Below are 14376 nucleotides of genomic sequence, written 5' to 3'. Positions count from 1 at the left end.
TCGTTATAACTCCTTCAGGATGCCGCCAGTTCGTCAGGGCATGAAATATGTTGATTGATCAAAACATCGCCTCTGATAAGGCCATGGGGGGCTCCGGCCTGCTGCGGGACGCGGTCTATGCGCGGCTGAAGGACGAGATTCTCGGCTGCCATCTCCAGCCCGGCGAGGAGCTGCGCGAGCAGGAGCTGGCCGGCCGCTTCGAGGTGAGCAAGCAGCCCGTGCGCGAGGCACTGCTGCGGCTGGAGCAGGAGCGCCTCATCACCGTGCTGCCGCGCCAGGGCTACCGGGTGAACCCGGTGTCGCTGGCCGATGCGCGGGACATCTTCCGCTTCCGCGAGGTGATGGAGCCGGCCTGCGCGGCCGACGCCGCCCGCCACGCGCCGGACGCCGCGCTGGCGGCGCTGGACGCCTTCCGCACCTTCGATCCCGAGAAGTCGGATTTCATCCGCTACAACCGCGCCTTCCACGTGGCGGTGGCCATGTGCTCGCCGCACCGGCGGATGCGGGAAGAGGTGGTGGATCTGGTGGCGCAGGCCGACCGGCTGGTGCTGGTCAGCATCGGCACCATGCAGGGGCGCGACCCCGATCGGCTGATCGCCGAACACGGCGCCATCATCGAGGCGCTGCAATCCCGCGATGGCCGCAAGGCCGCCCGCCTGCTGCGGGACCATATCGCCGATGCCGAGAAACGGGTGGTCGCGGCCCTGTCGCGCCACGCCGTCGTCCTTTGAGAAAAACCGGAGAAACGCCATGAACGCCAAAGCCGAGATCGCCATCGCGGCGCGCGGCAACTTCATCGACGGCCGCGAGGTGGAAAGCATCGGCGGCGGTACGGTGGAGGTGAGGAATCCCGCCACCGGCGCCGTCATCGCCACCATTCCCGACAGCACCCGCGAGGACGTGGATGCGGCGGTCAAGAGCGCCCGTGCCGCCTTCAACGGCGACGCCTGGGGCGGCATGGCCATCCGCGAGCGGGTGAAGCTCATCAACCGCATCGCCGACGCCTTCGAGGCCGCGCTGCCGGAGCTGTACCAGCTCGAGACCCAGAATAACGGCCGGCCGGTGAACGAGACCCGCGCCCAGCTCGGCCGCCTGCCGGACTTCCTGCGCTATTTCGGCGGCCTCGCCCTCGCCCGCCGCGATGACGTGATCCCGGTGGAAGGCAATTATCTCAACTACACCCGCCGCACGCCCATCGGCGTGGTGGCCAATTGCACGCCCTTCAACCACCCGCTGATGATCCTGTGCAAGTCGCTGGCGGCGGTGCTCGCCTCCGGCTGCACCACGGTGGTGAAGCCCTCCGAATACACCCCCCTCACCACGCTCCGCCTCGCCAAGCTGATGAGCGACAACGGCCTGCCGCCCGGCGTGTTCAATGTAGTGAACGGCATCGGCGGCAATTCCGGCCGCTTCCTTGCCGAGCATCACGACATCAACAAGCTGGTGCTCACTGGCGGCACCGAGGCTGGCCGCATCGCCGGCTCGGCGGCGGCGAAGGTCTTCGCCCACCAGACGCTGGAGCTGGGCGGCAAGACGCCGGTGATGGTGTTCGATGATTACGATGTGGAGCAGGCGGTGAACTATGCCGCCTTCGGCGCCTTCGTCGGCGCCGGCCAGACCTGCGTCTGCGCCGCCCGGCACATCGTGCAGAAGACCATCTATGACGAGTTCGTGGAGCGCCTCGCCGCCAAGACCAAGGCCATCCGCATCGGCGATCCGCGCGATCCCGAGACCCAGCTCGGCCCCGTGGTCTCCCAGCGCCAGCTCGACCGCGTGCTCTCCTTCGTGCAGGCGGGCCATGACGATGGCGCCCGCCTCGTGGCCGGCGGCCAGCGGCGCATCGTGGCGGGCCACGAGAACGGCTTCTTCGTGGAGCCCACCGTGTTCGCCGATGTGGCCCCCCACATGCGCATCGCCCGCGAGGAGGTGTTCGGCCCCTTCACGGTGGTGATCCCCTTCGAGACGGAGGAGGAGGCCCTCGCCATCGCCAATGACAGCCCGTTCGGCCTCGCCGCCGCCATCCGCACCCGCGACGTGCACCGCGCCCATCGCGTGGCGGCGAAGGTGAAGGCCGGCATCGTCTGGATCAACGACCACCACCGCCTCGATCCCGCCTCGCCGTGGGGCGGCGTGGACGACAGCGGCATCGGCCGTGAGTTCGGCATCGAGAGCTTCAACGACCATTTCGATGTGAAGTCGGTGATGCTCTCCACCGAGGGCAAGCCGTTCGACTGGTACAAGGGCACGTCGCAGCAGCCGCGCCTCAACTGATCGGGGTGCCCTCAGGGATCTACGGCGGCCGGGTCGTGCTTTGCGCGATCCGGCCGTCGCCGTTTCAGCCCTGCGGCGTAACCACCGGGCACGGCTGCGCCTGCATGCGCAGCAGCAGCCGCTCGACAGGCGCCGGCGACACCTTGATGGGGCCGGTGAAGGGCTGGCCCATCTCCATCACCAGGAAGATGGCGGCGGAGATGCCCACCATGCCCAGCGCATGGCCTGTCAGCACCAGCGCGTTGCGCGGCGCGAACACGCCGGAATAGAGGAAGATCAGCGCGAACCAGCAGATGACCACGAAGATGAAGGTGACGGGCGTGGCGGTGCGGGCGACGCCGGTGACCTTCCACCGATATTCCACCAATTGCCGCGACAGGCCGAGCAGGGTGCTCCGCACGTCCTGCTGGTCGGAAGTCGCGGCCTTGAGGTTCCGGATGCCCGTGTCGAACTTGAGCAGCGCCGCCAGCGCCGACACCTGCGCCGCGCCGGACGATACATCGTCATCCCCGCTGATCCAGGTCTCCGCCACGAGCTGGCGCGCATAGGCCTGAAGGTCGCCGCGCAGCGGGCAGGCCGGCGCGCCGAAGCTCAGCAAATTGAGATCGGTGATCTGCAGGACGGCCGCGTATTTCTGCACGTCCGAATAGGCGTCGCTGAAATTGTAGCGGGCCGAGTTCACCATCAGGCCCAGCAGCAGGGACGACATTGTGGCGATGATGGCGACGCTGGTACGCAGGTTCTTGACCGAGCCGTCCTCGTAGCGCGTCTCCGACAGCCGGCTCCCGATGGCCATGCCCACCGCCATCGCGACGGCCATCGCGACGAATGCAACCGCCGATGCAACCCAGGCGTTCATGTGCGACTCTTGATCCGTTCCGGGCGGGGTCTGGCCCGAGAAGCTGACTCGTGCGCTGACTGCCCCGCTGACACCGCCCTGAACATACCGATTCCGGTGGTGAAAGGGAGCCGAATCCGGCCGTGCCGGTTCGAGTCAGGGCACCACAGCCATCACGCGCGGGCCGTCGCAGACCGGCATGCGTGTCACGATGGAAAAATCATCGAGATTCAAAGTGGTTATGCGGTTGGCAAACCATTCGGCGACATAGGCGCGCCCCGCCGCCGCATCCACCACCACCTCCTCCGGGGAGCCGCCCAGCCGGATGCGCTGAATGATAGATTCGTTTGCAATATCAATGACATTTAGCGAACCCGCCTGCTGGTCCGTCGCCAGCAGCAACCCCCGTCCGGGCACGAACGCGACGCCGTAGGGCATCTTCATCCCGTCGATGCGCCGGACATCCTGTTTTTCCTTATTTATCAGTGCGATATCCCCACTCCGCACATCCGCCACCGCCACCTCATCCGGATGGGAGGCATCCAGCGCATAAGGCGCCCGTCCGACCGGGACGACGGCCGTGCGGATGAAGTCTAAGGTGTTGATAATGCTCACTTCGTCGCTCTCCCGATCGGCGCTGTAGAGCGTGCGCCCGTCAGGATCGATGGCGAGATGGGCCGGCGACCGCCCCACGGCAAGGCTGCCGGTGATGGCAAGGCTGCGGGCGTCGATGCGCAGAATTCTGTCGCCAGACCAGTCACTTACATAAATCACCCCGCCCTCCGGCGCCGCCGCGATGCCGAACGGCTGGCCGCCGACATGGGCGGTAGCCGCGACCGTCCGTGTCTTGATATCGAGGCGGGTAAGAAGCCCGATATCCGGATGGGTGATGTAAGCGGCTGTGCCGTCAGAAGAAATCGCGATCCCGGCCGGCACCTTGTCCACCTTCACCCGGGCCGAAACCACGGCGGACCCAGTGTCGATCACGTCCACCTCCGCCGCGCCCTGGCACAGTGCCAGCAGCGTGCCGGCGGTCACCGGCGCGCTCCAGGCGAGGGCGAGAATTGCGAGCGCGGCCGGCCATTTCACTTGCCTTCGGCCTTCGCCTTGAGCCCGTTGACGCCGGCCTCGAAGAACGCCGTCATGGCTGCGACGGCGGCTTCGTCGTTGAGTTCGTCGGGTGGGAAGTTGGAGGTGTCGCCGCGATAGAAGCGGCCGGCCATCACCACCTCGCTCTTGCTGCCGCCGGCATCGTTCACGCTGAGGGTGATGGTGTAGAAGCTCACCGGCAGCGCCTCCACATTTTCGGTGTTGAGCCGCCAGGAGAGGCTGCGCTGGGCTGCGTCCACGTCGTCGAGGCCGTCGGTGATCTCGCCCTTTTCCAGCACCAGCACGCGCTCCGCGCCGGCCGCATTGCCGCCCTTTGCCCGCACCGCCTTCACCATGGGGTGCCAGCCCCCGATGCCGGCGAAGTCGCCGGCGATCTTCCACACGGCGTCGGGCGTCGCGGCAATGGTGGCCTTGGCCTCGGCCTTCTGCGGGGTCGGCCCGTGGGCGTGCGCGGGCGCGGCAAGCGCGAGGAGGACGCCGAGGGCGGGCAGGAGGGCGCGACGGGAAAGACGGGCAAAGATCATGAAGCGGAAATCCTTCGGTTGCGCAGGAAAAGAGGACGCCGGTCCCACAATTGGGCGAGGTAGAGCCCGGCGAGCAGCAGCAAGGCGAGGGCGCCCGGCAGCGGCGCGGTGTCCATGGTGCCGGCGACCGGATGGGGGCGGGCCGATGCCTCGACTTCGGCGGCGAGTGTCCCGGCATCGGCCAGAGGGGCGTAGGTGAGGCCCGTCGCTTCGGCGAGATCCTTGAGGTGGTCGGTGCGGACGGCGCTGAGATGTTCCTGCCCGGCCGCCTCGTCGGCACCCCACGGGGCGTTGCGCGGGTGCCAGCCCTCCCGCTGCTCGGAGCCGGTGGGCGGCAGGCCGTGGCGGTTCTCCTGCGGCACGTCGGTCATGGCGTAGAAGCCGATTTCCCGCCCGTCCCGGTCGAACTTGGGGATGGGCGCCGGCTCGACGCCGCCGACGCCGACGACCAAGCCGCGCACCTTGCCCGGCTCGCCGGAAAACGCAGGCGCGCCCGAGGCCGATAGCGGCGGCGCCTCCTGTCCGTCGGTGAGGAAAATGAGGTCGGCGTCAAGCGGCCCGGCGAGGTCGATGGCGGAATAGAGGCCGGAATAGATGTAGCTGTCCCCCTCCCACGCCATCCGCCAGTTGAGCGCGCCGATGGCGCCCTCGAGCGGAGCGAAGTCGGCGCAGACCTCGACCGGCTCGAACAGCAGATAGGTGCGCCGCTCGGTGAAGATGCCCAGCCCCATGCGCGAGCCGCACGGCAGCCGGGCGGCGAGGCCGCTAAGGGTGCGCTTCACGGTGTCTAGCCGCGAGGCCGGGCGGCCCTCGAAGCTGTAGTCGCGCACATTCATGGAGCCGGTGATGTCCACCACTGCCAGCAGCCGGTAGGCATCGGTCGGCCGTTGGAGCTGCGGCGCGACGATGGCCGCCAGCGCCAGAAGAAATGCCGCGGCGAGGACGAGCGTGCGGGCGTCCGGTCGCCCCATCACGGCAGCCCCTTAGGCAGGCCGGGAAGGTCGGTCCAGAGGCGTTTCGGCGTCTCCTGCGCCTCGTCCTGCTGGTCCTGCTCGATCTGCGGGAAGTCGCGCACGAGGCGCATGGCGATGTCGAGATTGTACTTGGCGTCCCAGAAGTCCGGCGCGCGCACCAGCGCCGCGCGATAGCCGGCCTTGGCGAGGCGCACCTGCGGCACGGCGGGGTCGATCTCCGTGCGCTCCAGAAACGAGATGGCGGTGGCGAGGCGGGCATTGGCGAGATCGTAGAGCGCGGCCACCGCCAGCGGACTGCGGTCCGCCGCGAGCCGGTCCACGAGCGGCTGCGCCTCGTCCAGCCGGTCGCGGATCATGAGGAAGTGTGCGCGGGCCATGAGCAGTCGATCGGGCGCGTCGAGTTCGACCGGCAGATCGCGGCCGGCAGCTAGCCCCGCGATCGTGCAGTTGGCTTTGGCGTGGAGGGCCATGCGGATGCCCGTGATGGCCAGCGCCGCCAGCGCCACGGTCAGCACCACGAGGGAGGCCAGTGCGACAATGCGGCGGAGGCTCACGCGGGGCAGGGGCAGCTTCATGCCGCCCTCCGCGTGTTGATACCCGTCAGATCGGAACCGGCGCTTCGCCGCGCGCCGAGGCCGCGTTCGGCGAGGCGGGCGGCCAGCAGCAGCGCGCATGCGGCGGCAGCGACGGTGTAGCACAGGCGGGCGAGGTCGCGGCGTGGGATGCGTTCCAGATAGGGGATGGGCTGGCTTTCCTGCCGGTCGATCTCGGCGATGGCGTCGGCCACAGCCTGTGGGCTACCGGCTTCGAAGGCGCGATAGGGCACGCCGAGGCTGGCGAGGAAGAGATTGAGGTGGCGTTCCGGCATGGCCTGCGGCGTGTCCTCGCCGGGAACGCGCGGCTTGTCGAAAATGCCGGGCGAGCCAACGGTGCGCAGGAAGAGCCAGTAGAGCCGCACCGGCGAGCGCTTCAGGGAATCGCGCAGCGCGGCCTGCACCCGGGGATCGATGACGGCCGCACCGTCCGACACCAGCAGAACGGCGCGTGAGCCGCCGGAAGCCGCAGATGCGTCGAAGCTGTCGAGTGCGAGGGCAAGGCCGCGCCCCACGTCGGTCAAGGCGAGGCCCGGCCGGTCGATGGCAGCCACCGCCGCCGCCACCGCCTCGTGATGGTCGGTCAGCGGCAGCACCGGGATGGGCGATGTGGAGAAGGCGGCGATGCCGATGCGATCCCGCGGGCGGCGGCCGAGAAACTCCGTGAGCAGGCGCTTGGCGGCGGCGGACTTCGATTCCTCCCCGGCGCCCGGTGCCCGATCAGCGAAGGTGTTGTCCATGCTGACCGAACGGTCGATGAGCAGCATCAGGTTGGCGCCGGAGCCGATGCGCTCGACCTCCCGCGCCTTCAGATTGAGCCCCGCGAGGCCAAGCACCAGTGCGGCGAAGGCGAGCGCGCCGGCGAGCCTGATGCCGAGGGAAACCGCGATGGAAAACCCATCGCGCGGCGCCAGCGACACCGCCGGCAGAGGCGTTCCGTGTAGGGGCGATGTCGCGAGCGGCAGAAGGGCCAGGAGAAGCAGGAAAAGGAATGCAGGGTGGTCCACATCGAGGCCGATCATCACGCGGCCTCGTTCTGGATGCTGCTCCGCCGCTCGGTCGCGGCGAGTCGGCGGGCGAGATCGATCAGCGCTTCGGGTGGCAGCAAGGCCATGGCCGTCTCGGGCGCATCGCCGAAGAAGGCGAGGCGGGAGGCGGTAAAAAAGCGGTCTATGGTCTCGGCCTCGCCGGTGAGTGCGGGCCTCGCCGCGAGGAAGGCGTGCACATCCTCGCCGAACAGCCGGTACCCCGCCGCATCGTCGAAGGCACGGTGAAGGAACTGGAGGGCATCCTCGTAGCCAAGCTGTGTGTCGAGGTCGGGAAGCCTCCGCATGTGGCGCAGAGCGGTCGCGAAAGGGCGGTGCCTGCCGGCGAACGGTCCCCAGCCCGATGCCGCCGCAAAGGCGAGGAGGCTCACCGCGGCCACGGCCGCCGCCGCAGCGGCGAGCCGCGCGTCTCCGGCGAGGGGGTAGGGGCGGGGGCGGATATCCGGCTGGAGCGCCATGGGGTTGCCCCGCTGGCTGGCGACCAGCTCGCGCAAAGGCGAGGAAACGAAGGTCCAGGCCGGGATGGTCAGCGTCTGTCGCGCATCACCCTTGTGCGCGGCGAGCGGCACGGCGGGGATGTCGAGCGCACGCGGCTCCAGCGGGGAGTAGAAGGTCTGGTAGGTGAGGGTGAGGCGATAGCGTGGAGCGCCGTCCGGCGCGGTCTCCGGCTTTACGTCGAGGCGCTTCAGGTCGAGCCAGTAGGTGACGGGGCGGGGACGGGGCAGGGCACTTTCGTCGAGCCGCCAGCCGGCATCGAGGGTCACGACCGCTTCCAGCGAAATGGTGTCGCCGATGAGATAGCCGAAGGCACGCGGTGCGTAGAGGTCCACTCCCGCTGCCTGGGCGGGCGCGCCTGCGAGCAGCGCGACGACGAGCGCCAGGGCTGCCCTGCGGCAGGGCCTAACGGCTGGCAAGGAACGCGACCAGTGCATCGACATCGAACCGGTTCACGAGGTGGAAAGGCGCGTATCCGCGTGTGACGAAGCGGGCCTCCACGGCGGCGATCCTGTTCCGCGCCGTCGCCTGCCACCTAGCCCTCAGGCCCGGGCGCATGAATACGAGCCGTCGCCCGCCGGTCTCCGCATCGGCGATTTCCATCAGGCCCCAGGCCGGAACGTCGCCTTCGGAGCGGGTGTCGCGCACCAGCACCGGCACCACATCGTGCCGCCACAGGGCGTCGAGGGTCAGGTCGAGATCGGCCTCGGGCATGAGGAAGTCGGAGACGAGGAAGACGAGGCAGCGCCGCCGCGGCAGGCGCTCGGCTGCGGTGGCGAGGCCCTGGGTGCTCGTCCCGGACGGCGCCGCGGCCGAGATGACCGCCGCCACCTGCGTGCCGAGCCCCCGGCGTCGCGTGGCGGGAATGAAGGCGTCCTCCCGCAGGTCGCCCCCGGCGCCGATTAGGGTGAATTCATCCCCCGTCGCGGCGGCCGAGGCGGCCAGCGTGGCGGCGAGGCGCGCGACCTCCGCGCCTGTCCCATCAAAGCCCATGGAGCCGGATAGATCGGTGAGCACCGCGACCGTTGTGGCGCGTCGTGGGGCGAAGGTGCGCACATGCACGCCCTCGAACGGGTCGCGCAGCGAGGCGCGCAGGTCGATGCGGCGCGGATCCGGCCGCGCCACCAGCGGCACGAGGGTGCGGAAGGTGCCGTCGCCGCCGTCGCCCTGGCCCGGGTGCGCGCCGGGCCGCACCCCGCGCGGGCGCCACTTGAGGCGATAGGGCACGACGTTGCCGCCGTGCTCCCCTTCCGGTTCCCCGGTCATGGCGCGGGCACCGTGGCGAAGGCGACGCGGCAGAGATCAGCGGAGATCTCCTCGCGTCGCATCTCGTAGACCGGATCGAAGAAGATGCGATGCGCCATCACCTCCGGGAAGACGGCGCGCAGATCCTCGGGAACGATGATGGCCCGCCCCTCCAGCCAGGCACGGACGCGGGCGGCACGGATGAGATAGGACATGCCGCGCGGGCTGGCCCCGCCCTGAACAAGGCGATCCATCCGCACACCGGGAAGGGCAATGCCGGCCTTGTCGGGGGTGCGGATCGCATCCCACAGCGCGATCGTATAGGCGACGATGGCGTCGCTGGCGGGGATGGCGCTCTGGATCTCGCGGGAGACCTGATCGAGGCTCCGGTAGTCGATGATCGCCTCCGGAACCTCCGCGATCAGCAGGTCGGTGTCGTGGAAGCGGGGATCGAACACCAGTGCGCGGCGGGCGGCGAAGTCCTCCGGCGCTTTCACCTGCACTTCCATGAAGAAGCGGTCGCGGGCGGCGGCGGGGAGTTCGAATGTCTCCTCACGCTCCACCCGGTTGCGGTCAGCGAACACCTGGAGGAAGGGGAAGATGTATTCGCGCCCGAAGGCGGAGACGGTGCGCTCGGCCATCAGCCTGAGCAGCATGGCATGGACCTGCGGCCGCGCCCGGTTGATCTCGTTGAAGAAGAAGACGGAGAGCTCTGGCCCCCGGCGCAGCAAAGGGCCGGGATCGACCCTTGGGCGTCCGTCCTCGCCGACGCGGGCGTCATAGACGAGGTCGGCCGGCATGAGGTCGATGGTGCCTTCCACCCGCTCATAGGCGCCGCCGATGGCGCGGGCGAGCGCGCGCAGCAGCGTGGTCTTGCCGACGCCGACGTCCCCCTCCAGCAGCACGTGGCCGCGGGCGAACACCGCGATGGTCAGGAGGCGGATGACCCGTTCCTGACCGAGCACGATGCGCCCGACCGCCCGTTCGAAATCGAGGGCGCGGGCGCGCCACTGGGCGAGCGCGCCGTCCGGATCGGCGATGGCGTGCATCAGACGTCCCCTTGGCCTTGCGGCAAGAAAGGCGCAGCCGACGGGAGCGGGGGATTTTGGTCCCGCGCGGAGGTCCCGAGCGGCCGCGCCAGTTGCCCACCATCCATCGGAGGATTGCCCGGCTTTGCTGAAGGCTCAGCCTTGCTGGTGGGGGTCGGGAAAGGCCGTATCAATTGGACGGGATCTTGCTCACGTCGTAGACGAACTGGCCGGTCTTCTGGAAATAGTCGACGCGCTTCTTGTTGCGCTCTTCCATCTGGGTGATGGACTCGCCCTGCTTCGCCAGCTCCGCCGGGTTGTGCTTGGGGTCGTACTTGCTGCCGGCGACCTTGTCGGGATAGCCGGGCTTCGGCTCCCAGCAATTGCCGGGCGCCCTGCAGTTGGTGCCGTCATAGGCTGCGGCACCGCCGGCAGCGAGGGCCGTGACCGCGAAAGCGGCGGCGGCGGCGAGCATGGGCATGCGAACCTTATGCTTCATCTGTTGTCCTCCCTTCTCACTTGCTTCCGGCCGCGGTCGCGGCCGTCGCCTTGCACACCGGCGCCTTGTCGAGATCCGGCGTTTGATCTTCCTTTTCGTTGAAGCGCTTGAAGGCCGCGCGCTGGGCCGGGGTCAGCCACACCGCGTCGTTGGGATCGTCCTTGTAGACGTGGCGCACCCAGGCCATCACCAGCAGCATCTCGTCGAGATTGAGCGCGCCGTACATGGGGCCCATCTGCCCCTGTGCCCCGCCGAAGATGGTCTCGAACAGGCCCTGGTCGGTCATGTTCTTCGGGTAGGTCCAGTAGCTGTCGTTGAGGCCGGGGCCGATCTTGCCCTCGCCGTAATGGCCGTGGCAGCCCGAGCACATGGAGAGGAACAGATCCTTGCCCTTGGGCAGGCAGGTGGGATTTTCCACGTAGATGTTGACGCCGGTCGCGAGGAACTTCTTCACCGCCTCCGTATCGCGCCCCTCGGTCGGCGCATCGGACAGATCGAGGGGCTGGCCGGTCACCGTATTGGTGAAGTTGAGTGTGGCCTGCGCGGCGAGCGCGAAGCCGGACACGAACACGACGGCGAGGAGGGCCTTGACGCCCCGCGACAAAAAACGGCTGTGCATTGGACCTTCCAGAAAAATTCCGATGGAAAAGACGGCTTCGGGCCGGATCAGGAATTGGGCTTGAGCAGTGGGATCCCCTCGTCGGCCAGGATCTCGTCGATCTGCGGCCGGGCCTTCACCAGCGCCGCGTCGATCTCGGCGAGAAGCGCCGTGTCGCCAAGCCGCACGGCGACGGACTGGTCGTAGTGGAGGGGCATCTCGGTGCCGTCGAACTTGGTGACGGAGTTGCCGGCAAGGCTCATGCGCAGCGGCACCTGCGAGGACTTCACATAGCGCGCCACTTCCGGAGCGAAGGCGAAGGCGATGTCGGCCTCGCCGTTGGCGACCTCGGAGATCACGCGCTCGCCCGGCACCTGCACATACTGGTTCCGCGGGGAGCGGAAGTTCACGAGGCTATAGAGATAGGCGGCATTGTCCTCATACTTGCCGAGGCGCTTCAGCACCGTCTCGCCGGGAGAGTAGAAGCGGACGACGAAGCGGTTGAGCGCCTTGACCTGCGGGTCGTTCCAGTCGGCGGCGGTGATGTTGCGGTCGGCCTTCGTCACCAGCACGTAGGATGTGCGGTAATAGGGCTTGGAGCTGAGCACCCGCGCGTCGCCGGTGTCCACGCCCATCACCGCGTCGCAGAGCTTGGTGTCGAGTTGGTCGCGCACCTGGTAGATGGCGGGCTTGGAGGTCCAGACGAAGACGGCCTTGCGGCCCATTGCCTGTGCCAGAACCCCGGCAATGCGGTTCTCGAAGCCCTTGCCGTCCTTCTGCGAGAACGGGGCTTCCACCTCGGAGGCGCAGACGCGCAGGATCGAGGGATCGGGCGGCGTCACGGCCTCCGCCGGCGCGGCCGAGCCCCCGGCAGCTGTCTGCGGCGACATCTTGCCGGATTCCGCCGTCTGGGCGAGCGCCGGCGCGGCGAAGAGAGCCAGCGTCCCGGCGAGAAGGGCCCCGGCGACGAAATGGCTGGTGGCGGACGTCGCGGCGTGGCGCGCGGGTGTGCTCGCAGAACAGGTCATCGGTTCGGCCTCCGTCTGGTTCGCGTCCGGTCGCGCCGCCGTGCGGCAGACGATCCGGGTGGCGATGGATGCGCTTGTGACGAAAGAAGAAACCGGCCGCCGCCGAGGTGACGGCGGCCGGCAAGGGGCGGTTGTCGGAGGTCAGCCGCCGGAAGCGTATTCACCCACCTTCGGGTCGTCGTAGGGGCCCTTGCCGTCGAGCGAGAACACCATCACGCCGCCACCCATCTGGGTGTAATTCTGCAACTGCTTGAACGCGCCCACGGAGCCGAGGCCGGCGGTGGGATCGTTGAGGTCGAACACCAGGCCCACGCCCGGCCAGCCGCCGACGCCGTAATAGATGGCGACGTACTGCACGCCCTTGTGGGTGTAGGTCATGGGATGGCCGATGACGCCGGACGGCAGCTTGAACTTCCACAGAAGCTCGCCGGTGTCGCTGTCGCGGGCCTTGATGAAGCCGTCGAGCGTTCCGTAGAACATCACGCCGCCGGCGGTGGCGAGCGTGCCGCCCCAGGCCGCGAAGCGCTCCATGACTTCCCACTTGTACTTGTTGTTGATGGCGTCATACGCCTTCACTTGGCCGAGACCTTCATAGGTCTGCTTGTTGCCCTTCGGGCCGGGATACATCCACAGCGTGGCACCGACGAAGAACTGACCCGCGCGGTAGGGCAGCATGAAGGGCTCCCAGTCCATGCAGATGTGGTTGATGCCCATGAAGAAGGACTGCCGCTCCGGGTCGTAGCTGTCGTGACCCTGGTTGTGGTAGCCCATCGCCGAGGGGCAGATGTCGCGGCCCTTGTGGTCCATGCGCGTCGCGTATTCCGGATCGCGCTGGGGCAGGCCGGTCTTCAGGTCCACCTGCTTCACCCAGTTGACCGTGTCGTCGATCTTGTCGGCGGACACGAGCGAGCCGTCGGTACGGTCGAGGGTGTAGACGATGCCGTTGCGGTCCGGATGCGTCAGGAGCTTGCGCATCTTGCCGGCCTTGTCCTTCTGCTCGGAGAGCATCATGACGTTGACGCCGGCATAGTCCCATTCGTCGTGGGGGGTCTTCTGGTAGCCGAAGTGCGCCTCGCCCGTGTCGATGTCGCGGCCCCAGATGGTCATGGTCCACTTATTATCGCCGGGACGCATGGTCTCGTTCCACGGCGCGGGGTTGCCGGAGCCGTAGTAGATCATGTTGGTGCCGGGATCGAAGGCGTACCAGCCCCAGTTGGTGCCGCCGCCGATCTTCCAGGCGTCGCCTTCCCAGGTGCCGGTGCCGAGGCCCTTCTGGCCGTACTGGGGGTTGGCCTTGTTGAAGTCGTTGGCGAGCTTCACCTGCTCGTCCGGGCCGGTGGCATAGGCCCGCCACTTCTGCGCGCCGGTCTTCACGTCATAGGCGGTGACGTAGCCGCGCACGCCGAGCTCGGCGCCCGAGGAGCCCACCAGCACTGTGTCCTTCACCACATAGGGCGCGATGGTGAGGGTGGAGCCGACCTTGATGTCCGAATTCTCCAGCTTCCAGAACTCCGCGCCGGTCTCGGCGTTGAGCGCCACGATATGGCCGTCGAGCTGGGTCTTGAGGATGAGCGCGGGGGTCTTGCCGTCGCCGGGCCAGTAGGCGAGGCCGCGGTTCACGACGTCGCAGCAGGCGACCGCGCGGGCGGTGGGGTTCTGCTTCGGCTTGTGCTGCCACAGAATGTGGCCGGGATCATCCAGGCCTACCGCGAACGTCGTGTTCGGGTAAGGCGAATGGATGTACATCACGTTGTTGACGACGAGCGGGGTGCCCTCGTGGCCGGACAGCACGCCGGTCGAGAAAGACCAGGCCGGGCGAAGCTGCTTCACGTTCGCCTTGTTGATCTGCTTCTGCGGGCTGTAGTTGTTTGCGTCGTAGTTCTTGCCGGTCATCGGCCAGTTGTCGTCGCTCTTGGCGAGTTCGACGAGCTTGTCGTTGGCGAGCGCCTGCGAACTAACGGCCGCCGACCCCGCCGCGAGGGCGAGGGTCACGGCACAGAGGGAGACGGAAGAAAACAATCTCGTCATTTGGCGTTTTCCTTGGGTGGTTCCTCACTCGGTTGGACTTGTCCCTCCCGCACCCGTGCATTCCCCGCGCAGCCGAATGGCAGCGGGAGCGGCACGGGA

At 68.1% G+C, this 14376-nt stretch carries 15 protein-coding genes; 2 read left to right on the top strand and 13 right to left on the bottom strand.

Going from position 1 to position 14376, the window contains the following annotated elements:
* The first annotated feature begins 83 nt into the window (after positions 1 to 83).
* Together D7006_RS16160 and D7006_RS16155 are read left to right on the top strand one after the other, a co-directional pair.
* Positions 84 to 731 (top strand): GntR family transcriptional regulator, encoded by a 648-nt coding sequence (locus D7006_RS16160; protein ID WP_169122896.1) that lies wholly within the window; start codon positions 84 to 86, stop codon positions 729 to 731.
* 19 nt (positions 732 to 750) lie between these two features.
* A complete protein-coding gene (locus D7006_RS16155) occupies positions 751 to 2271 on the top strand; it encodes an aldehyde dehydrogenase (RefSeq protein ID WP_237353747.1) in 1521 nt (506 codons plus the stop codon).
* 64 nt (positions 2272 to 2335) lie between these two features.
* Here D7006_RS16155 and D7006_RS16150 read toward each other — a convergent pair whose 3' ends face one another.
* The 13 genes from D7006_RS16150 to D7006_RS16090 form a co-directional block, all read right to left on the bottom strand.
* Complete coding sequence (locus D7006_RS16150; RefSeq protein WP_237353746.1) at positions 2336 to 3130, bottom strand: DUF4239 domain-containing protein; 795 nt, start codon at positions 3128 to 3130, stop codon at positions 2336 to 2338.
* 135 nt (positions 3131 to 3265) lie between these two features.
* Positions 3266 to 4198, bottom strand: a complete 933-nt coding sequence (locus D7006_RS16145) for a YncE family protein (RefSeq protein ID WP_237353745.1) — start codon at positions 4196 to 4198, stop codon at positions 3266 to 3268.
* Positions 4195 to 4743, bottom strand: a complete 549-nt coding sequence (locus D7006_RS16140) for an SRPBCC family protein (RefSeq protein ID WP_237353744.1) — start codon at positions 4741 to 4743, stop codon at positions 4195 to 4197. The genes D7006_RS16145 and D7006_RS16140 overlap by 4 nt, the downstream gene beginning before the upstream one ends.
* On the bottom strand, positions 4740 to 5714 hold the full coding sequence (locus D7006_RS16135) for a vWA domain-containing protein (protein WP_237353743.1): 975 nt from the start codon (positions 5712 to 5714) through the stop codon (positions 4740 to 4742). Before D7006_RS16135 ends, D7006_RS16140 begins: the two co-directional genes overlap by 4 nt.
* On the bottom strand, positions 5714 to 6292 hold the full coding sequence (locus D7006_RS16130; protein WP_237353742.1) for a hypothetical protein: 579 nt from the start codon (positions 6290 to 6292) through the stop codon (positions 5714 to 5716). Before D7006_RS16130 ends, D7006_RS16135 begins: the two co-directional genes overlap by 1 nt.
* Positions 6289 to 7332, bottom strand: coding sequence for a VWA domain-containing protein (locus D7006_RS16125; RefSeq protein WP_237353741.1), 1044 nt, complete (start codon positions 7330 to 7332; stop codon positions 6289 to 6291). The genes D7006_RS16130 and D7006_RS16125 overlap by 4 nt, the downstream gene beginning before the upstream one ends.
* Positions 7332 to 8186 (bottom strand): nonribosomal peptide synthetase MxaA, encoded by an 855-nt coding sequence (locus D7006_RS16120; RefSeq protein ID WP_237353740.1) that lies wholly within the window; start codon positions 8184 to 8186, stop codon positions 7332 to 7334. Before D7006_RS16120 ends, D7006_RS16125 begins: the two co-directional genes overlap by 1 nt.
* 70 nt (positions 8187 to 8256) lie before the next feature.
* Positions 8257 to 9117: a DUF58 domain-containing protein gene (locus tag D7006_RS16115; protein WP_237353739.1), complete on the bottom strand. Its 861-nt coding sequence runs from the start codon at positions 9115 to 9117 to the stop codon at positions 8257 to 8259.
* Positions 9114 to 10145: a MoxR family ATPase gene (locus tag D7006_RS16110; RefSeq protein ID WP_237353738.1), complete on the bottom strand. Its 1032-nt coding sequence runs from the start codon at positions 10143 to 10145 to the stop codon at positions 9114 to 9116. Before D7006_RS16110 ends, D7006_RS16115 begins: the two co-directional genes overlap by 4 nt.
* Before the next feature lie 169 nt (positions 10146 to 10314).
* Positions 10315 to 10605: a methanol dehydrogenase [cytochrome c] subunit gene (locus tag D7006_RS16105; RefSeq protein WP_237356931.1), complete on the bottom strand. Its 291-nt coding sequence runs from the start codon at positions 10603 to 10605 to the stop codon at positions 10315 to 10317.
* A 34-nt stretch (positions 10606 to 10639) separates the two neighbouring features.
* Entirely contained in the window at positions 10640 to 11242 is a 603-nt protein-coding gene (gene moxG, locus D7006_RS16100; protein ID WP_237353737.1) for a cytochrome c(L), periplasmic, read from the bottom strand.
* Between the two features lie 47 nt (positions 11243 to 11289).
* Complete coding sequence (moxJ, locus tag D7006_RS16095; RefSeq protein WP_237353736.1) at positions 11290 to 12249, bottom strand: methanol oxidation system protein MoxJ; 960 nt, start codon at positions 12247 to 12249, stop codon at positions 11290 to 11292.
* A gap of 141 nt (positions 12250 to 12390) precedes the next feature.
* Positions 12391 to 14277: a methanol/ethanol family PQQ-dependent dehydrogenase gene (locus D7006_RS16090; protein ID WP_169122884.1), complete on the bottom strand. Its 1887-nt coding sequence runs from the start codon at positions 14275 to 14277 to the stop codon at positions 12391 to 12393.
* Between the last annotated feature and the right edge of the window lie 99 nt (positions 14278 to 14376).

This window comes from Xanthobacter sp. YC-JY1, assembly GCF_021730305.1.
GTDB lineage: Bacteria > Pseudomonadota > Alphaproteobacteria > Rhizobiales > Xanthobacteraceae > Xanthobacter > Xanthobacter flavus.
The sequence above is the reverse complement of the archived record's forward strand: the minus strand, read 5'-3'. Positions and strand labels throughout refer to the sequence as shown.

Coding starts and splice junctions, on each gene's coding strand:
- D7006_RS16160 (WP_169122896.1), top strand. CDS start 84: ATGGGGGGCTCCGGCCTGCTGCGGGACGCGGTCTATGCGCGGCTGAAG.
- D7006_RS16155 (WP_237353747.1), top strand. CDS start 751: ATGAACGCCAAAGCCGAGATCGCCATCGCGGCGCGCGGCAACTTCATC.
- D7006_RS16150 (WP_237353746.1), bottom strand. CDS start 3,130: ATGAACGCCTGGGTTGCATCGGCGGTTGCATTCGTCGCGATGGCCGTC.
- D7006_RS16140 (WP_237353744.1), bottom strand. CDS start 4,743: ATGATCTTTGCCCGTCTTTCCCGTCGCGCCCTCCTGCCCGCCCTCGGC.
- D7006_RS16135 (WP_237353743.1), bottom strand. CDS start 5,714: ATGGGGCGACCGGACGCCCGCACGCTCGTCCTCGCCGCGGCATTTCTT.
- D7006_RS16130 (WP_237353742.1), bottom strand. CDS start 6,292: ATGAAGCTGCCCCTGCCCCGCGTGAGCCTCCGCCGCATTGTCGCACTG.
- D7006_RS16125 (WP_237353741.1), bottom strand. CDS start 7,332: ATGATCGGCCTCGATGTGGACCACCCTGCATTCCTTTTCCTGCTTCTC.
- D7006_RS16115 (WP_237353739.1), bottom strand. CDS start 9,117: ATGACCGGGGAACCGGAAGGGGAGCACGGCGGCAACGTCGTGCCCTAT.
- D7006_RS16110 (WP_237353738.1), bottom strand. CDS start 10,145: ATGCACGCCATCGCCGATCCGGACGGCGCGCTCGCCCAGTGGCGCGCC.
- D7006_RS16105 (WP_237356931.1), bottom strand. CDS start 10,605: ATGCCCATGCTCGCCGCCGCCGCCGCTTTCGCGGTCACGGCCCTCGCT.
- moxG (WP_237353737.1), bottom strand. CDS start 11,242: ATGCACAGCCGTTTTTTGTCGCGGGGCGTCAAGGCCCTCCTCGCCGTC.
- moxJ (WP_237353736.1), bottom strand. CDS start 12,249: ATGACCTGTTCTGCGAGCACACCCGCGCGCCACGCCGCGACGTCCGCC.
- D7006_RS16090 (WP_169122884.1), bottom strand. CDS start 14,277: ATGACGAGATTGTTTTCTTCCGTCTCCCTCTGTGCCGTGACCCTCGCC.